Here is a 15,507-nt window from a genome sequence, read left to right on the forward strand (position 1 = left end):
CGATGATGTCCGAGACGACCACGGTCGGGCACCGCGAAAGCGCCTCGCGCACAAACTGGCTGTCGGGCAGAGACACCGCCGGATTGGTAGCCATGACCCAGAGGAACTTGATCCGGCCATCGTGGACCGCGCGGAACATGTCCACGGCCTTCAGGCCCGGCCCGGCGCAGATGTTCGGGGCATTCCAGAACATGGCCACGTCAGCGCGCTCCTCGGCGGAAAAGCCGAGGTGGCACGCGAGCATGTTGGCCAGTCCTCCCACCTCGCGACCACCCATGGCATTGGGCTGGCCGGTGATGCTGAAGGGCCCCGCGCCGATCCGGTTGATCCGGCCTGTCGCGAGGTGGAAGTTGGTGATCGCATTGCCCTTGTCGGTGCCGCAGACCGACTGGTTCGCACCCTGGCTGAACAGGGTTACCATGCGCGGATTTTCGGCAATGAGGTCGCAGAGCTTCTTGAAGACGGACTCGGGGATGCCGGGTTCGACAGACAGGCTGTCCCAGAACCCGGCATCCTCCTCCACATGGGCGGCAAGGTATTCCTCGTCCACCAGTCCGCGCCGGCTCATCTCGGCAAGCAGCGCGTTAAAAAGGGCAATGTCGCCATCGGGCGCAACCGGCACGTGCAGGTCGGCCTGCTCGGCAGTTTCGGTCCGGCGCGGATCAATTACAACAATTTTCGTACCGCGCCGCTCGCGGGTCTTTTCCAGCCGCTGCCAGACGACCGGGTGGCACCATGCGGTGTTCGAGCCGACCAGCAGCACGAGGTCGGTGGCATCGAGATCCTCGTAGGTGCACGGGACCACATCCTCACCGAAAGCACGGTTGTAGGCAGCCACGGCGCTCGCCATGCACAGGCGCGAATTGGTGTCGACGTTGCCCGTGCCGATGAAGCCTTTCGCCAGCTTGTTCGCGGCGTAGTAATCTTCGGTCAGCAGTTGGCCGGAAAGGTAGAGCGCGACGCTGTCCGGCCCATGCTCGGCAATGCATTCGCGCATGCGGGTGGCGACCAGATCGAGCGCCTCGTCCCACGAGGAATCGCGATCGCCGATCATCGGTGCAAGCAGGCGGCCTTCGAGACCTACCGTCTCGCCCAGATGCGTGCCTTTCGAGCACAACCGCCCGTGATTGGCCGGATGTTCGCGATCCCCGGTGATGACGACCCCCCGATCGTCACCACCGGAAACCTCGGCGGCAATGCCACAGCCGACGCCGCAATAAGCGCAGGTTGTGCGGATCGCCCCCATGACGATCAGGCCGCCTCAGCCTGATCGTCACCGCCAATAACGGCGGAACGCAGAAGGTAGATACGTCCGGCATCGACCTTGAGCGGAATGGTAGGCACGCAGCCCTCGTCGTCGCCGAGCGCCTTTCCGGAGCGCAGCGAGATGTTCCAGTTGTGCAGCGGGCAGGTCACCACGTCGCCATGGACGATGCCCTGGCTGAGCGGGCCCTGCTTGTGCGGGCACTTGTTGACGATCGCGAAGAATTCGTTCCGCATCGTGTGGAAGACGGCGATTTCCTCCCCGCCGACCACCGGCAGGGTGCGGGCGGTGCCCGGTTCGATCTGGGTGACCGGGCCGATATCGAGCCAGTTGCCGATCATCACGCGTTCTCCATCTTGGCGCCGGGGAAAGGACGGACCTCGGCGAGGTGCTGGTGCAGCTTTTCGTGCTCGCCCGCGGCGCGCTTCGCCCACGGATCGTCCTGCATGAACTGCTGCGAATAGCGGAAGCGCGCGGCGTAGTGCTCAACCGCGCCTTCTGCGGCCAGCGCGTCCTTGACGTATTGCAGGCCGACGCGTTCCACCCAGGGCGCGGTACGCTCAAGGTACCAGGCGTCCTCGCGGTAGAACTGGATGAAAGCGGCGCACATATCCATCGCTTCCTGCTCGGTCTCCACCTTGCACAGCAGATCGGTGGCGCGGACCTTGATGCCGCCGTTGCCGGCGATGTGCAGTTCGTAGCCCGAGTCCACGCAGACCACGCCGAAGTCCTTGATCGTGGCTTCGGCGCAATTGCGCGGGCAGCCGCTGACCGCGATCTTGAACTTGTGCGGCATCCAGCTGCCCCAGGTCATGCGCTCGATCTGGACGCCGAGCCCGGTCGAATCCTGCGTGCCGAAGCGGCACCATTCGGACCCGACGCAGGTCTTCACCGTGCGCAGCGACTTGCCGTAGGCATGGCCCGAGACCATCCCGGCAGCATTGAGATCGGCCCAGACGGCGGGCAGGTCTTCCTTCTTGATCCCGAAGATGTCGAGACGCTGGCCGCCGGTCACCTTGACCATCGGCGCGTTGAATTTCTCGACCACGTCGGCAATCGCGCGCAGTTCCTTCGGATTGGTCAGGCCGCCCCACATGCGCGGGACCACCGAATACGTGCCGTCCTTCTGGATGTTGGCGTGCATCCGCTCGTTGACGAAGCGGCTCTTCTGGTCGTCCTCGTACTCACCCGGCCAGGCGCAGAGCAGGTAGTAGTTGAGCGCGGGACGGCACGAGGCGCAGCCATCGGGCGTGGTCCAGTGCAGTTCCTGCATGATCTGCGGGATCTCGCGCAGTTCCTTCTCGACGATCAGCTTGCGCACGTCGCCGTGGGTGAAGCTGGTGCACTTGCACATCGTCTTGGGGCCGCTCTCGACCTCGCCGCCCAGCGTCAGCGCCAGCAGGCTCTCGACGAGGCCGGTGCAGGACCCGCACGAGGCCGAGGCCTTGCAGGTGGAACGCACCGCGTCGAGCGAATGCGCGCCGCCATTGATGCACGAGACGACCTGCCCCTTGGAAACGCCGTTGCAGCCGCAGATTTCTGCGTCGTCCGAAAGGGCAGCAACGGCGGCATTAGGGTCCGCGAGCGCGCCCCCCGAAGCGAAGGCCTGACCGAAGATCAGGGCTTCGCGGATGTCCGAGACATCCTCGCCCTTCTTCATCAGGTCGAAATACCAGGAGCCATCTGCGGTATCGCCATAGAGCACGGCGCCGAGCACCTTGTTTTCCTTGACGATCACGCGCTTGTACACGCCGCGCGAGGCATCGCGCATGACGATGTCCTCGCAGCCCTCGCCGCCCGAGAAGTCACCGGCAGAGAACAGGTCGATGCCCGAGACCTTGAGCTTGGTCGAGGTGACCGAACCTTCGTAGCCGGTCGGGTTCTCGGTGACGTGATCGGCCAGCGCCCGGCACATGTCCCACAGCGGCGCAACGAGGCCGTAGCACATGCCGCGATGCTGGACGCATTCGCCGACAGCGAGGACCGACGGGTCCGAGGTGACCATGTGGTCATCGACCATGATGCCGCGCTCAACGTCCAGCCCGGCTTCGCGGGCCAGCCCCGTGGCGGGGCGGATGCCAACCGCCATGACGACGATGCTGGCCGGAATTTCGGTGCCGTCTTCGAGACGGACCGCAGCCACCTTGCCGTCCTTGCCGACGATTTCCTTGGTGTTGGCGCCGGTCAGGATGGTCTGGCCGCGGCGTTCCAGTTCGGTCTTGAGCAGCCAGCCGGCCGCTTCGTCGAGCTGGCGCTCCATCAGCGTCGGCATCAGGTGGATGACGGTGACATCCATGCCGCGCAGGTTGAGGCCATGCGCAGCTTCGAGGCCGAGCAGACCGCCGCCGATAACGACGGCATTGCCGCCCTGCCCGGCTGCCGCCAGCATCTTGTCGACATCGTCGAGGTCGCGGAAGGTCACGACGCCGTCGAGATCCTTGCCCGGAACCGGGATGATGAAGGGATCGGAGCCGGTGGCGATCAACAGCTTGTCGTAGGGTTCGATGCGGCCCGACGCGGCAACGACGCGCTTGTGCTCGCGATCGATGCTCTCGACCTTGTCGCCCGAGACCAGCGTGATGCCGTTGTCATCGTACCATTCCTGGGTGTTGATGACGATTTCGTCGAAAGTCTTCTCACCGGCGAGAACCGGCGAAAGCATGATGCGGTTATAATTCACGCGCGGCTCGGCGCCGAAGATGGTGACATCGAACCGGCCCGGATCGCGGGCCAGGATCTCTTCCACCGCACGGCAGCCGGCCATGCCGTTGCCGATCACCACGAGCCGCTCCCGGACGTGTCCGGCGGGCCTGCCCTCCTCGAAGTTCATCGGTGCATTCACGTCACGTCTCCGTTCGCAACGCGCACAACAAAAAACCGCCTCGTGCCTGTTCCCTTGGGAAGAGGTACGGGCGGCTTCGTTGCCACGCGTCTGTCAATTTGAAGGCGAGGCGCTGAAATCGTCCAACGGCGGACGGCGCTCTCTCGCTGTTGATCTCTCTAACCGATTCGCCCTGCCGGGGGCAAGACGGTTTTTGCAGTGCAGCAGAATTTGATGTGCAGCCGCAGCGCCTCCCCACCCCTGTCCGGGATGGAGAGGCTCTGCAATTACCAGCTCTTGTAGGGCAGGAACTTGCCGCTCATCACCACTTGTACCCGGTCGCCCTTCTCGTGCACGATCTTGTTGATTTCCATATCGAAATCGATGGCGCTCATGATGCCGTCACCAAACTTTTCCTGCACCAGTTCCTTAAACGCCTCGCCAAACACGCCGGTAATTTCATACCAGCGGTAGATGCACGGATCGGTGGGCACGGTGCGCGAAAAATCCTTGGTCGGATATTCGCTGAGGACGATTGCCGCTTCGGACGGCAACCCCAGAAAATCGGCGACCTTGCCTGCCGCTTCTGGCGAAAGGCTGTTCATGCCGAGGCAGGCGGAGGTCACGAAGACTTCGCTCAGCCCCGCCGCTTCGGCGATAGCCGCCCATGACACCTTTCCTTCGCGCTTCTTCGCGCGGATCATCACCGTCACATCTGCCTTGGTCATCATCGCGTTGTCTCCTCGGTCTGGACTGATCTGGATTTCGGAAGGCTGCCCTCCCCGCGCGTCAGCAGCGAGACGGCGAGCGCCAGCGCCAGAAGCGCGCTTAGTGCCTGCCACACCCGCTCGGGGCGGCGCGCCAGCCAGGGCCGCTGCCCCGGCCTGAACAGCGCCGGATTGGGATGGGAAAGGTCATAGACGAATTCGGAAAGCTCGCCGTACCGTTTCGCCGGATCGAGCGCGAGGGCATGGGCCAGCGCCGCGTCCATCCAGTCCGGCACGGCCGGGTTGCGCTCGCTGGCCGGGATATAGGCCAGCCGGTTCTGCGCCGCGCGCGTCGTCGCGGCGGACAGGCGCGGGCCAAAGGGCAGGTCCCCGGTCAGCATGTAGTAGGCAACCGCCCCCAGCGACCAGAGATCGGAACTTTGCGAGGCAGGCTGGCCCAGCCAGATTTCGGGCGCGGTGAACTGCATGGTTCCGGCATAGATCGCCTCGTCCGGCTGCTGCGCCAGCTCATCCAGCCCGGCCACCTGCGCCGAGCCGAAATCGATGATCGTCGCCGTGCCCTCGCTATCGATGATGACATTGGCAGGCCGCAAATCCCGGTGCACGATCTCGCGCCGGTGCAAGGCCTGAAGGCCCGCGGCGATCTGCTTCACGATCGATCGGAACGCGGCAAAGTCCGTCTCGCGCCGCTGGTGGACCCATTCCTCCAGCGTCATGCCTTCGACAAAGGCCGTCACCGCATAGGCATGGCGCCGCGCGGCGCGGACCGGAGGCGCCTTCAGCACATGCGGATGACTGACCCGCCGCGCCACCCATTCCTCCAGCATCAGCTTGCGCAATTCAGCCGGATCGGCGCCGTGCCCGGTCGAGGGAACCTTGATCGCGACCCGCTCGCCGCTTTCGCTGTCGCGCGCGAGGTAGACGTGACTGCGATGCCCGGCATGAAGCTCGCGGCAGATCGCGTAGCCTTCAAAGTCCTTGCCCGGCGTAAGCTGCGGCGCCGGCGGCAAAGCGGCCTCATCTCCGGCAATATCATCGAGCCCGCCCTGCGGCAGGCTATCGATGCGAACGAGCTGGACCGTGAGGTTATCGTCGCTGCCGGCCGCCAGCGCGGCTTCGCACAGATGCTGCGCGGCGATATCCAGATCGGACTCCGAAACGGCGGCAACAAACGCGGCATTGTCCAGCACTTCGTGCACACCGTCAGTGGTCAGAACGAAGACATCGCCCACCGATACCGGCAGGCGGAAGTGATCGATCTCGACATGCCGGTCTGTCCCCATCGCACGCGCCAGAAAGCTGGTGCCGCCGCCCAGATAGAGCCGGTGCGGCTCGGTCAGCGGTTCCAGACGGCCACCGGAAATGCACGCGACGCGCGAATCGCCGACATGGAACACCCAGGCGCTGCGCCCTTTCAGGACCAATGCTGACAAGGTGCAGACCATCCCCCTCTCGCGCGCCTCATCGGACAAGTGCCGCTGGCCGCCCAGATTCTGCGCGTGCATCCAGGAATTGGTGGCGGCGATCACCCGCTGCGCACTCGTCGGCACCGACCAGGCCTCGGACGTCGCGAAGTAATCGGTGAGGAAGCTCTTCACCGCGGTCTCCGCCCCGGCAGCCCCCAGAGCGCTGGTGCTGATGCCGTCCGCAATCGCGACGGCAAGCCCCTTCGTCGCCAGCATGTCCGCGTCGGGCACGAGCGCGCCGTGGAAGTCCTGATTGGCTTCCTTGGTCCCGGCCGTCGAATACTGGCCGATCGTGACGGACAGGTCTGAGCGCATCGCGGGAGAATATAACCGGAGGAGCTGCTGGGAAGCTCCTCCGGTCATTTCAGCCAAGGGGATCGGCTGTTGCAATCACTTCACGGCGCGCTTGGGCGACGTGCGCGCGTGCGTGGAATAGAGCATCAGACCGGTGAAAGTCAGACCGCCCACAAGGTTGCCCAGAACCGTCGGGATTTCGTTCCAGAGGAAATAGTCGCCGACAGTGAACTCGCCGCCCATCATCAGTGCGGTCGGGAACAGGAACATGTTCACGATCGAGTGCTCGAAGGTCATGTAGAAGAACAGCATGATCGGCATCCACATGGCGATCACCTTGCCCGACACCGAAGTCGAGATCTGCGCACCGACAACACCGGTCGAGACCATCCAGTTGCACAGCATACCGCGCACGAAGATCGTCATCCAGCCGGCCAGGCCGTACTGCTCATAGCCCAGAGTACGGGCCACGCCCACGCCGGCCAGCTTCGCGCCCACTTCGCTGGGCTCGGTCGAGAAGCCATAGGTGAAGTAGATCGCCATGAGCACGGCGGTCGTCAGTGCGCCGCCGAAGTTGCCGAGGAACACAAGGCCCCAGTTGCGGCCGACGCCGCTCCAGTTGCAGCCCGGACGCTTGTCCCACACCGCAAGCGGACACAGCACGAAGACGCCCGTCAGCAGATCGTAGCCCAGCAGGTAGAGCATGCAGAAGCCGACCGGGAACAGCACGGCACCTGCCAGCGGCTGGCCGGTCGAGACGTTGATCTGGACGGCAAACGCTGCTGCCAGCGCCAGTGTGGCACCCGCCATGAAGGCGCGAATGAGCGTGTCCTTGGTGGACATCATGATCTTGGACTCACCGGCGTCGATGAGCTTCGTTACAAATTCCGATGGCGCGAGATAAGCCATGGTCGATTACTCCCTGTTTGCCCCGAGGATCAGTACTTGAAGGAAACCTGCAGCCAGAACTTCTCGGTGTCGGAACCGAAGCCCTTGGCGTCGTAGTTGGCGTACTTGAGCAGCACCGGATAACCGGCGACGGCAAAGCCGAGGCTGGCATCCCACTCCTGCCCGTAGTCGGCGCCGGTGAAGTCGCTTTCGAACTTGTGATAGAGCACGGCCGCGTTCAGCCCCTTGAGCGGGCCGGCGTTGCCGAACTTCCCGGACAGGCCACCATAGTAGTCGCGGAGGCCACCCGCCGGGGTAGTCAGGAACAGGTCCGCCCAGCCGTTGAAGGCATGGAGCGTCGCCAGCGGCGTCTGGAATGCGGCTACGCCGTCATCGCTGCCCAGCACTTCGTAGCCGCCCTTGACGCCGAAACCGGCGACCGAGACGCCCAGTTCCGCACCGAAGTAGTCGGCCGAGTAGTGGGTCGGGTTGAGCTTGTAGTCCTGCTGGTTGGCATAGCGCAGCTTCACATCGAGCTTGGTCTTGCCGGCCAGCGGCACCGAGCCGATCACCATCGCGCCATAGGTCTGGCTGGAGAAGGCAATGCGGGCATCGTAGTCGAGCAGGTATGCGAAACCAACGATCTTGAACGGCTTTGCGTCGATCCCAGCGTTGACGAGGATGAAGTCGCCGTCGAAGTGCGAGTTCGGACTGTCGACGCCGAAAATCGTGCGCTGCGAAAGCGAATAGGTCGCATCGAGAGCAACCGGGCCCACCTTGGCCTCGCCACGAATGGCGTCGAAGGTCTGCTCGTTCTGGCGCCAGCCGACATTGCCGACAAAACGCGCATCGTCGAGGATGATCCGCTGGCGGCCGATGGTGACCTTGGCGGCCTTGCCCTTGTAGGACAGCTGGAGCCGGTTCAGCTCCACGTTCTGCGGATCGGCCACGACCGAATAGGGCTCGGCGCCGAGATAGCCGTTGTTGCCCGCAATCGTGTCGTTGTAGTGATCGGAGATCGCCAGCGTGCCCTCCGCCTCGGCCAGCAGCGAGAGGCCGTTCGTGGTTGCCTCGGCACCGGCACGCATGCGCATGGTCACGGCATCGGCATCGAGGTTCAGGTTGTCCTGATCGACATGCTCCCAGCGCAGGGTGCCCTCGATGATCGGATCGATGGTGAGATCGTCGCTGACCTTGATCGGATCACCCGGCTTGGCAGCCGCCGGTGCGGCAATCGCGAGCGAAGCAGTGGTGGCAGCGAGTACGGCGAGAGAAAGTGCAGTCTTCATAAGCGTAGCCCTCCGAAGGGCACCCACCCCCGGGCACCCCTTCCAAAAATGGATCGAAGGCAGACGCCATTGCCCGCCGGTTATGTCCTCTCCCGGGCACTTCCCGGCCCGTGGTGTCGCGCCTTGCACGGCGGGCGCCCTTGCCCGTCCGCCGCCCCTCATGAGCAGGCGCAGTGCGGCACCCCTTCCGGGGGATGCCATTGTTCTTTGGTCAGGCGGCCTTGGCCGCCGGACCGTGGTCGTATTCGGCGAGGAAGTGCAGCACTTCCTGACGGTAATGGTAGAACTGCGGATCATCGAGCAGCGCCTTGCGGTCACGCGGGCGCGGCAGGTCGACCTTGAGAATCTTGCCAATGGTGGCGTTCGGACCGTTGGTCATCATCACCACGCGGTCGGCCAGCAGGATCGCCTCGTCGACGTCGTGCGTGACCATGATCGCAGTGACCTTGGTGCGGTTCCAGGTTTCCACCAGAACGTCCTGCAGGTCCCAGCGGGTCAGGCTGTCGAGCATGCCGAATGGCTCGTCGAGCAAGAGCAGGCGCGGGCTAAGTGCAAAGGCGCGGGCAATGCCGACGCGCTGGCGCATGCCGTTCGACATTTCCGCAGCCATCTTGTCCTTGGCATCGGCGAGACCGACGCGGTCGAGATAGTAATCGACGATATCGCGGCGCTCGGCCTTGCTGGCGTGCGGATAGACGCGCTCGACGCCCAGCGCGACGTTCTGGCGCGCGGTCAGCCAGGGCATCAGGCTCGGTGCCTGGAACACCACCGCCTTGTCCGGCCCGGCAATGTCGATCTCGCGGTTGTCGAGGACGATGCCGCCCGCCGAGATCGCGTTGAGCCCGGCCGCCATGGTCAGAACGGTGGACTTGCCGCAGCCCGAGTGGCCGATCAGCGAGATGAATTCGCCCTTATCCATGAGGAGGTTGAAGTCCTCGACAACGGTCAGCGGTCCCTTGGGCGTCGGATAGACCTTGTGGAGCTTGTAGAATTCCAGATAGCGGCGCTCGACCGCCGACTTGCCCGCTTCCAGATAAGCGCTCGGCAGTTCGGCTTCCTTCTTCGCCGCGAACAGGTCCAGCGGCGAGACTTCGGGCAGCGCCACACTGCTTTCGCCCACACTCGAGCCCTGCTCGTTGAGCATGCCGAGATAGCCAACGATCTGCTTACGCAGTGACTGGAAGTGCGCGTCGTCGTTCACCGCCTCGCGGTCGCGCGGGCGCGGCACGTCGACGGTGAAGATCTGGCCGATCCTCGCAGCAGGCGCAGGTGTCAGGATCGCCACCCGGTCGGCCAGCAGCAGTGCTTCGTCGACGTCATTGGTGACGAGGATGATCGTGCGCTTCTCTTCCTTGCGGATGCGTTCGATCTCGTCCTGCAACTTCGAGCGCGTGAGTGCGTCAAGCGCCGAAAGCGGCTCGTCCAGCAGCAGGATCTCCGGCTCCATCGCGAGGGCGCGAGCCACCGAGACGCGCTGGCGCATGCCGCCCGAAAGCTGTGCGGGCTTGCGGTCCATGGCATGGCCGAGGCCGACCAGTTCCACCTTCTGCTTCACCAGCGCCGCACGCTCTTCCTTGCTGCGGTCCTTGTGGACGGCATCGACGGCCAGTGCGACGTTCTTTTCCACCGTCAGCCAGGGGAACAACGAGTAGGACTGGAACACCAGACCCCGGTCCTTGTCCGGCCCCGTGATCTGCTTGCCGTGCAGCAGGATTTCACCGGCGTCGGGCGTGATCAGGCCCGCAATGGATGAAATCAGCGTGGTCTTTCCGGCCCCCGAAAAGCCGAGGATGGCGATGAATTCACCTTCCTCTACATCGAGGTCGATACCGTCGAGCACCTGCGTCACGCCGCCCGCCTGTCCGGTGTAGGACTTGGAGACACCCTTGAGCGAAAGGATCGTGGCCATGGTCGTGTTCCCTTGTCGAGTAGTGCGAGTAGAGGTCAGTGCCGGATGATGGATCAGGCGAGGCGGTTGCGGCTGGCGAACTTCTCGACGCCCATCATGATCCGGTCGAGCAGGAAGCCGATCAGGCCGATGACGATGACCGCGAACATGATGCGGGCGAGCGACTGGCTGGAGCCGTTCTGGAATTCATCCCACACGAACTTGCCGAGGCCCGGGTTCTGCGCGAGCATTTCGGCCGCGATCAGCACCATCCAGCCCACGCCCAGCGAGAGGCGCATGCCGGTGAAGATGTAGGGCAGCGACGAAGGCAGGACGAGCTTGGTCAACTTCTGGAAGGTGCCGAGCTTGAGCACGCGGCCCACGTTCAACAGGTCCTTGTCGATCGAGGCGGTGCCCACTGCAGTGTTGATCAGCGTCGGCCACAGCGAGCAGAGCATGACCACGATCGCCGAGATCACGAAGCTCTTGGCCAGCATCGGATCGGCGCTGGTGATGGTGGCCGAGACGACCATGGTGACGATCGGCAGCCAGGCGAGCGGGCTGACCGGCTTCATGATCTGCACCAGGGGGTTGATCGCTGCGTTGAACACCGGCGAAAGACCTGCAGCGAGACCGATCGGCACGGCGAAGAGCGTGGCCAGCACAAAGCCGAGCGCCACCGTCTTGAGCGAGGTGAAGACCTGATCAAGGAAGGTTGGCGGCCCGGCGTAATCGAAGGCGATCGCCTGCGTCCCGGCGGCAATCCGCCCATCCTGCGCCGCATAGAACTCTGCCTTGGCATCGTTCGACGCCTGCCACTCGTTGTAGAGAGCGGCGCCTTGCTCGGCGACCTCGACCGGCCCCGGAAGAGCGCCGAGCGAGGTGTCCACCTGCGGGGCAAGAACCGCCCAGAGTGCGAGAAATGCGAGAATGCCTGCGATCGGCGCGAGCAGTGCCTTGCCGTGTTTCGAGACAACCGCCTGCAGGTTCCAGGAGGAGGCTGCCGGGGCGCTGCCCTTGGCTCCCTGTTCCGGCTGCGAACTGGTTTGCGTCACTTTGGTCTCCGTCTGGTCCTGAACCGGAGCTGCGTCTGAGCGAACCGTTTCAACGTCTGCAAATGCGGTTGCCATCGAAATTCTCCCTGTGAAAGGATCTGGGCAAGAGGAACTGCTGCAATCAGCCGCCGGTCACACCGGCTGGGGTAACCTTTTGCCCCTGCTTGAGGCCGATCTTGAGCGACTGGATGTAAGCGTTCGGCTTGTGGCCGTCGTAGGGCACGTGATCGAGGAAGCCGTTGTCGACCGGCTTGAAACCGTCGGTTTCAGGCACCGAGGTGGCCGGGATCACCTTGTCCGCGACCAGCTTGTTGGCGGCGGCGAGGTAGAGGTCCGGGCGGTACACGGCCTTGGCCTTCTCGACGTACCAGGCATCGTCATGATCGGCGGGGATCTGGCCCCAGCGGCGCATCTGGGTCATGTACCAGATAGCGTCGGAGTAGAACGGATAGCCCGCGTTCTTGTCGAAGAAGATGTTGAAGCCCGGCGCCGGACGGGTGTCGCCCGGTGCGAAGGTGAACTTGCCGGTCATCGAGGCGGCAATCACGTCCGCGTCGGCGCCCACGTAGTTCGGCTGGCTGAGGATCTTGACCGCCTCGGCGCGGTTCTTCCCGCCGTCGGCGTCAAGCCACTGCTGGGCCTTGATGATCGCGCGCAGCATGGCGGCGGTGGTGTTCGGGTACTTCTCGGCGAAGTCCTTGCGGATACCGAAGACCTTTTCCGGGTTGTCGTGCCAGATGCCGTCGTCGGTCACGACCGGCACACCGATCTTCTTCTGCACGGCAGCCTGGTTCCACGGTTCTCCCACGCAGTAGCCCTCGATGGTCCCGGCCTCAAGCGTGGCGGGCATCTGCGGCGGCGGGGTGACCGAAAGCTGGACGTCGGCGCCGGTGGTGCCCTTGATGTCGCCGGGCAGGTAGAAGCCAGGGTTCAGGCCGCCGGCGGCGAGCCAGTAGCGCAGTTCGTAGTTGTGCGTTGAAACCGGGAAGACCATGCCCATGTTGAAGGGCTTGCCCTGCTTCTTGTAGCTATCGACGATCGGCTTGAGCGCCGAGGCCGAGATCGGGTGCGCGGGCTTGCCGTCCGGCCCCTTGGGCAGCGTCGGCTCCATCTGCGCCCAAACCTTGTTCGACACGGTGATGGCGTTGCCATTGAGATCGAGGCTGAGCGGGGCGATCAGGTCGGCCTGGGTGCCGATGCCGAGCGTCGCCGCGATCGGCTGACCGGCGAGCATGTGGGCGCCATCAAGCTGACCGCCGATCACACCATCGAGCAGGACCTTCCAGTTCGCCTGCGGCTCGAGCGTGACGTTGAGGCCCTCTTCGGCGAAGAAACCCTTTTCCTTGGCAATGGCGAGCGGAGCCATGTCGGTGAGCTTGATGAAGCCGAGCTTGAGGACCGGCTTTTCAGCCGCGCCCCCGGCAACCGCAGCCTTAACGGCCTCGCCCGACGGCGCCTCGCTCTTGCTGCCGCAACCCGCCAGCGCAACGCTCGCCATCAGCGCAACGACTGCCGCGCGACGTGTGAAACCGAACCCCCGATCCATGCTCATCGAAACCAACCCCACGTCCAAACGGCAAACGCGAAAAACCGCCCTGACGCACGTCCCCTTGGGACTACATCGGGCGGCTGCGTTGCCACTGATTGTTGAAAGCCACAGACCGGTTCTGAAATGCTCCCGACCTTGGGAGGCAACCGTGCTGCGTCACACGTTGTTTAAGCGATTCGCCCTGTTCGCGTAAAGCCCCTTTTTGCAGCGCAGCAGCAAACAGCCATCACGGCAGGCGCGAAATATACCCTTCCACGTCGTTCGGATCGAACACCATGCCATCAAAAAATACATTCTTTTCCAATGTCATGGAGCCCTGTTGCGTCCCCACGACCGTAGTCGATGCCAGACTTCCTTCAACTTTCGAACTGGCCCCCGGAAGCGGTGCTCCTGTGCCCAGGAGTGCACTGCGGTACACGTCCGGACGGAACACGCGGGCCGCTTTCCGGCACTCTTCTGCATCGAAGGGCGTGCCATCCCAGCGCACCATCTGGCTGTAGAGCCACTCCGCCTGGCTGACCCACGGGAAGTTCGCTGCCTCCCGGTGCTGGAACATGAAATCGGGGTAATGAACCATCGGTCCATCGCGTGCGATCAGCAACTGGTCGGCAATCGCGCGGCGGATCAGTTCGGCCGAGCCATCGAGATATTCCGGCCGTGCCAGAATACCGGCGTTGAGTTCCCAATTCGCCGGATCGACGAAATGCGCACCTGCCTTGCACAAGGCCCGTATCAACCGCAGGACGCCCTCGCGCTTTTCCTCCAGAACCGGCTCGCGCAGGGCCAGAACCTTCTCCACGCCCCGCCGCCAGATCTGCGCCGTGGAGAGCACGATCTCGCCCGCCCCTTGCTCCACCGCAACGCTGTTCCAGGGCTCACCCACACAGATTCCGTCGACTTCGCCCTGCTTCAGCGCATCGGCGCAGAACGGCGGCGGAACTGTAGAAATATCAACATCATGGTCGGGCCGGATGCCGCAAGCTGCCAGCCAGTACCGCAGCATGTAATTGTGGCTGGAATAGCGGTGGACGACGCCGAAAGTGAGCGGACGGCCCGCCTTGGCACGCTCGTCCGCAATCACCTTGAGCGCAGCGCCGACAGCGGCCGGTGTACCCATGCCGCCCTCGGGCCGGACTTGCCTCGCCAGCTCGGGGCTCAACGTAATGGCGTTGCCATTGAGCCCCAGCACGAAAGGTACCGAAAGTGGCTGGGCTGGCCGCCCCCGGCCCAGCGTCGCGGCGATCGCCAGCGGCGCCACCAGATGCGCGGCATCGCTGTGGCCATAGAGCAGCCGGTCGAGCACCGTCGCCCAGCTCATGTCCTTGACCAGCTGCAGCGACACCCCGGCCTCTTCGGCAAAGCCGTGCTCGTGCGCCAGGATCGGCAGGCAGGCGTCGACCAGAGGCAGGAAGCCGATTGTCAGTTCGGTACTCACTTCGACGGAACCCCCAGATTTCCTGATCCCATGAGATTGTGGGCCGTTACAATGGCCTCTGCGATATCGACGATACGTTTGCCCTGGTTCATCGCAGCCTTGCGCAATTCCGCATAGGCCTTCGGTTCGGGCAGGCCCCTGCTGTCCATCAGGATGCGCTTGGCCTTGTCGATAGTTTCGCGCTCAGCCAGCTTGCCCTTGGCTTCGGCAAGATCCTGCTGCAGCCGCGAGAAAGCGTTGAACCGGGTCACCGCCAGATCGAGGATCGGCCGGATGCGGCCCGCCGCCAGCCCGTCCACGACATAGGACGACACCCCCGCCTCGACCGAAGCCACGATTGATTCGTCGTCCGATTCGTCCACGAACATCGCGATCGGCCGCTGCAACGCCCGGCTGACAGCAAAGTACTCCTCGAGCACGTCGCGCGATGGGTTACCGAGGTTCATTAGCACGATATCGGGGTTAATTTCGCCGATGCGCGCCAGCAGGCCGCGCCTTTCGGTGATGACGAACAATTCGCAATCATCGAGCGCGGCAATCCCCTCCTGCAGGATGGAGGCGCGTGCGGCGCTGTCGTCGATAATGGCAATGCGCATAGGCCCTCCTTGTGCAGTGCAGCAGCCACCGTGGCAAGAGGGCCCGGGCTCTGCCCCTGCGATAGGACCCCGCCGTGTTGAATCCGAAACGGGTCCAGTTGCGATAACCGGCGCGCACCTCCGCAGATTACCCCCGGGATGACACCCGGCGCCACGCCCGAACCGGCAGGGCCATGGGACATGCGGAAACTCCCGGAGCACCATCTTGCACTGCACACCAGACCGCCGTCACGA

The 15,507-nt window shown here is 64.0% G+C and carries 12 protein-coding genes; all 12 read right to left on the bottom strand.

The features are described from left to right. Positions 1 to 1,246, bottom strand: a 1,246-nt coding sequence (locus MTR64_RS15620) for a molybdopterin-dependent oxidoreductase (protein WP_243995307.1), incomplete at its 3' end; no start/stop codon positions are given. A gap of 5 nt (positions 1,247 to 1,251) precedes the next feature. Beyond that, positions 1,252 to 1,605, bottom strand: coding sequence for a nitrite reductase small subunit NirD (gene nirD, locus MTR64_RS15625; protein ID WP_243995456.1), 354 nt, complete (start codon positions 1,603 to 1,605; stop codon positions 1,252 to 1,254). Continuing rightward, positions 1,605 to 4,094 (bottom strand): nitrite reductase large subunit NirB, encoded by a 2,490-nt coding sequence (gene nirB, locus MTR64_RS15630; RefSeq protein ID WP_243995458.1) that lies wholly within the window; start codon positions 4,092 to 4,094, stop codon positions 1,605 to 1,607. The genes nirD and nirB overlap by 1 nt, the downstream gene beginning before the upstream one ends. A 278-nt stretch (positions 4,095 to 4,372) precedes the next feature. After that, positions 4,373 to 4,816, bottom strand: coding sequence for a cyanase (gene cynS, locus MTR64_RS15635; protein WP_243995309.1), 444 nt, complete (start codon positions 4,814 to 4,816; stop codon positions 4,373 to 4,375). Further along, positions 4,813 to 6,594 (bottom strand): bifunctional protein-serine/threonine kinase/phosphatase, encoded by a 1,782-nt coding sequence (locus MTR64_RS15640; RefSeq protein ID WP_243995311.1) that lies wholly within the window; start codon positions 6,592 to 6,594, stop codon positions 4,813 to 4,815. The genes cynS and MTR64_RS15640 overlap by 4 nt, the downstream gene beginning before the upstream one ends. Positions 6,595 to 6,669: 75 nt before the next feature. Further along, positions 6,670 to 7,482, bottom strand: a complete 813-nt coding sequence (locus MTR64_RS15645) for a formate/nitrite transporter family protein (protein ID WP_243995313.1) — start codon at positions 7,480 to 7,482, stop codon at positions 6,670 to 6,672. Between the two features lie 29 nt (positions 7,483 to 7,511). After that, positions 7,512 to 8,750, bottom strand: a complete 1,239-nt coding sequence (locus MTR64_RS15650) for an alginate export family protein (RefSeq protein ID WP_243995315.1) — start codon at positions 8,748 to 8,750, stop codon at positions 7,512 to 7,514. 211 nt (positions 8,751 to 8,961) lie between these two features. Further along, positions 8,962 to 10,659, bottom strand: coding sequence for an ABC transporter ATP-binding protein (locus tag MTR64_RS15655; RefSeq protein WP_243995317.1), 1,698 nt, complete (start codon positions 10,657 to 10,659; stop codon positions 8,962 to 8,964). 53 nt (positions 10,660 to 10,712) lie between these two features. Further along, a complete protein-coding gene (locus MTR64_RS15660; RefSeq protein WP_243995319.1) occupies positions 10,713 to 11,768 on the bottom strand; it encodes an ABC transporter permease in 1,056 nt (351 codons plus the stop codon). Between the two features lie 46 nt (positions 11,769 to 11,814). Next, positions 11,815 to 13,245, bottom strand: coding sequence for a CmpA/NrtA family ABC transporter substrate-binding protein (locus MTR64_RS15665; protein WP_243995321.1), 1,431 nt, complete (start codon positions 13,243 to 13,245; stop codon positions 11,815 to 11,817). Between the two features lie 223 nt (positions 13,246 to 13,468). Further along, on the bottom strand, positions 13,469 to 14,677 hold the full coding sequence (locus MTR64_RS15670) for an ABC transporter substrate-binding protein (RefSeq protein WP_243995323.1): 1,209 nt from the start codon (positions 14,675 to 14,677) through the stop codon (positions 13,469 to 13,471). Beyond that, positions 14,674 to 15,273: an ANTAR domain-containing response regulator gene (locus MTR64_RS15675; protein WP_243995325.1), complete on the bottom strand. Its 600-nt coding sequence runs from the start codon at positions 15,271 to 15,273 to the stop codon at positions 14,674 to 14,676. The genes MTR64_RS15670 and MTR64_RS15675 overlap by 4 nt, the downstream gene beginning before the upstream one ends. Positions 15,274 to 15,507 lie beyond the last annotated feature (234 nt).

Origin of the sequence: Novosphingobium album (ex Hu et al. 2023), from assembly GCF_022832385.1 — a bacterium.
Classification (GTDB): Bacteria; Pseudomonadota; Alphaproteobacteria; order Sphingomonadales; family Sphingomonadaceae; genus Novosphingobium; species Novosphingobium album.

Bases quoted from the DNA above. Each gene is read 5' to 3' on its own strand.
- nirD (WP_243995456.1), bottom strand. From the start codon at position 1,605: ATGATCGGCAACTGGCTCGATATCGGCCCGGTCACCCAGATCGAACCG.
- nirB (WP_243995458.1), bottom strand. From the start codon at position 4,094: ATGAACTTCGAGGAGGGCAGGCCCGCCGGACACGTCCGGGAGCGGCTC.
- cynS (WP_243995309.1), bottom strand. From the start codon at position 4,816: ATGATGACCAAGGCAGATGTGACGGTGATGATCCGCGCGAAGAAGCGC.
- MTR64_RS15640 (WP_243995311.1), bottom strand. From the start codon at position 6,594: ATGCGCTCAGACCTGTCCGTCACGATCGGCCAGTATTCGACGGCCGGG.
- MTR64_RS15645 (WP_243995313.1), bottom strand. From the start codon at position 7,482: ATGGCTTATCTCGCGCCATCGGAATTTGTAACGAAGCTCATCGACGCC.
- MTR64_RS15650 (WP_243995315.1), bottom strand. From the start codon at position 8,750: ATGAAGACTGCACTTTCTCTCGCCGTACTCGCTGCCACCACTGCTTCG.
- MTR64_RS15655 (WP_243995317.1), bottom strand. From the start codon at position 10,659: ATGGCCACGATCCTTTCGCTCAAGGGTGTCTCCAAGTCCTACACCGGA.
- MTR64_RS15660 (WP_243995319.1), bottom strand. From the start codon at position 11,768: ATGGCAACCGCATTTGCAGACGTTGAAACGGTTCGCTCAGACGCAGCT.
- MTR64_RS15665 (WP_243995321.1), bottom strand. From the start codon at position 13,245: ATGAGCATGGATCGGGGGTTCGGTTTCACACGTCGCGCGGCAGTCGTT.
- MTR64_RS15675 (WP_243995325.1), bottom strand. From the start codon at position 15,273: ATGCGCATTGCCATTATCGACGACAGCGCCGCACGCGCCTCCATCCTG.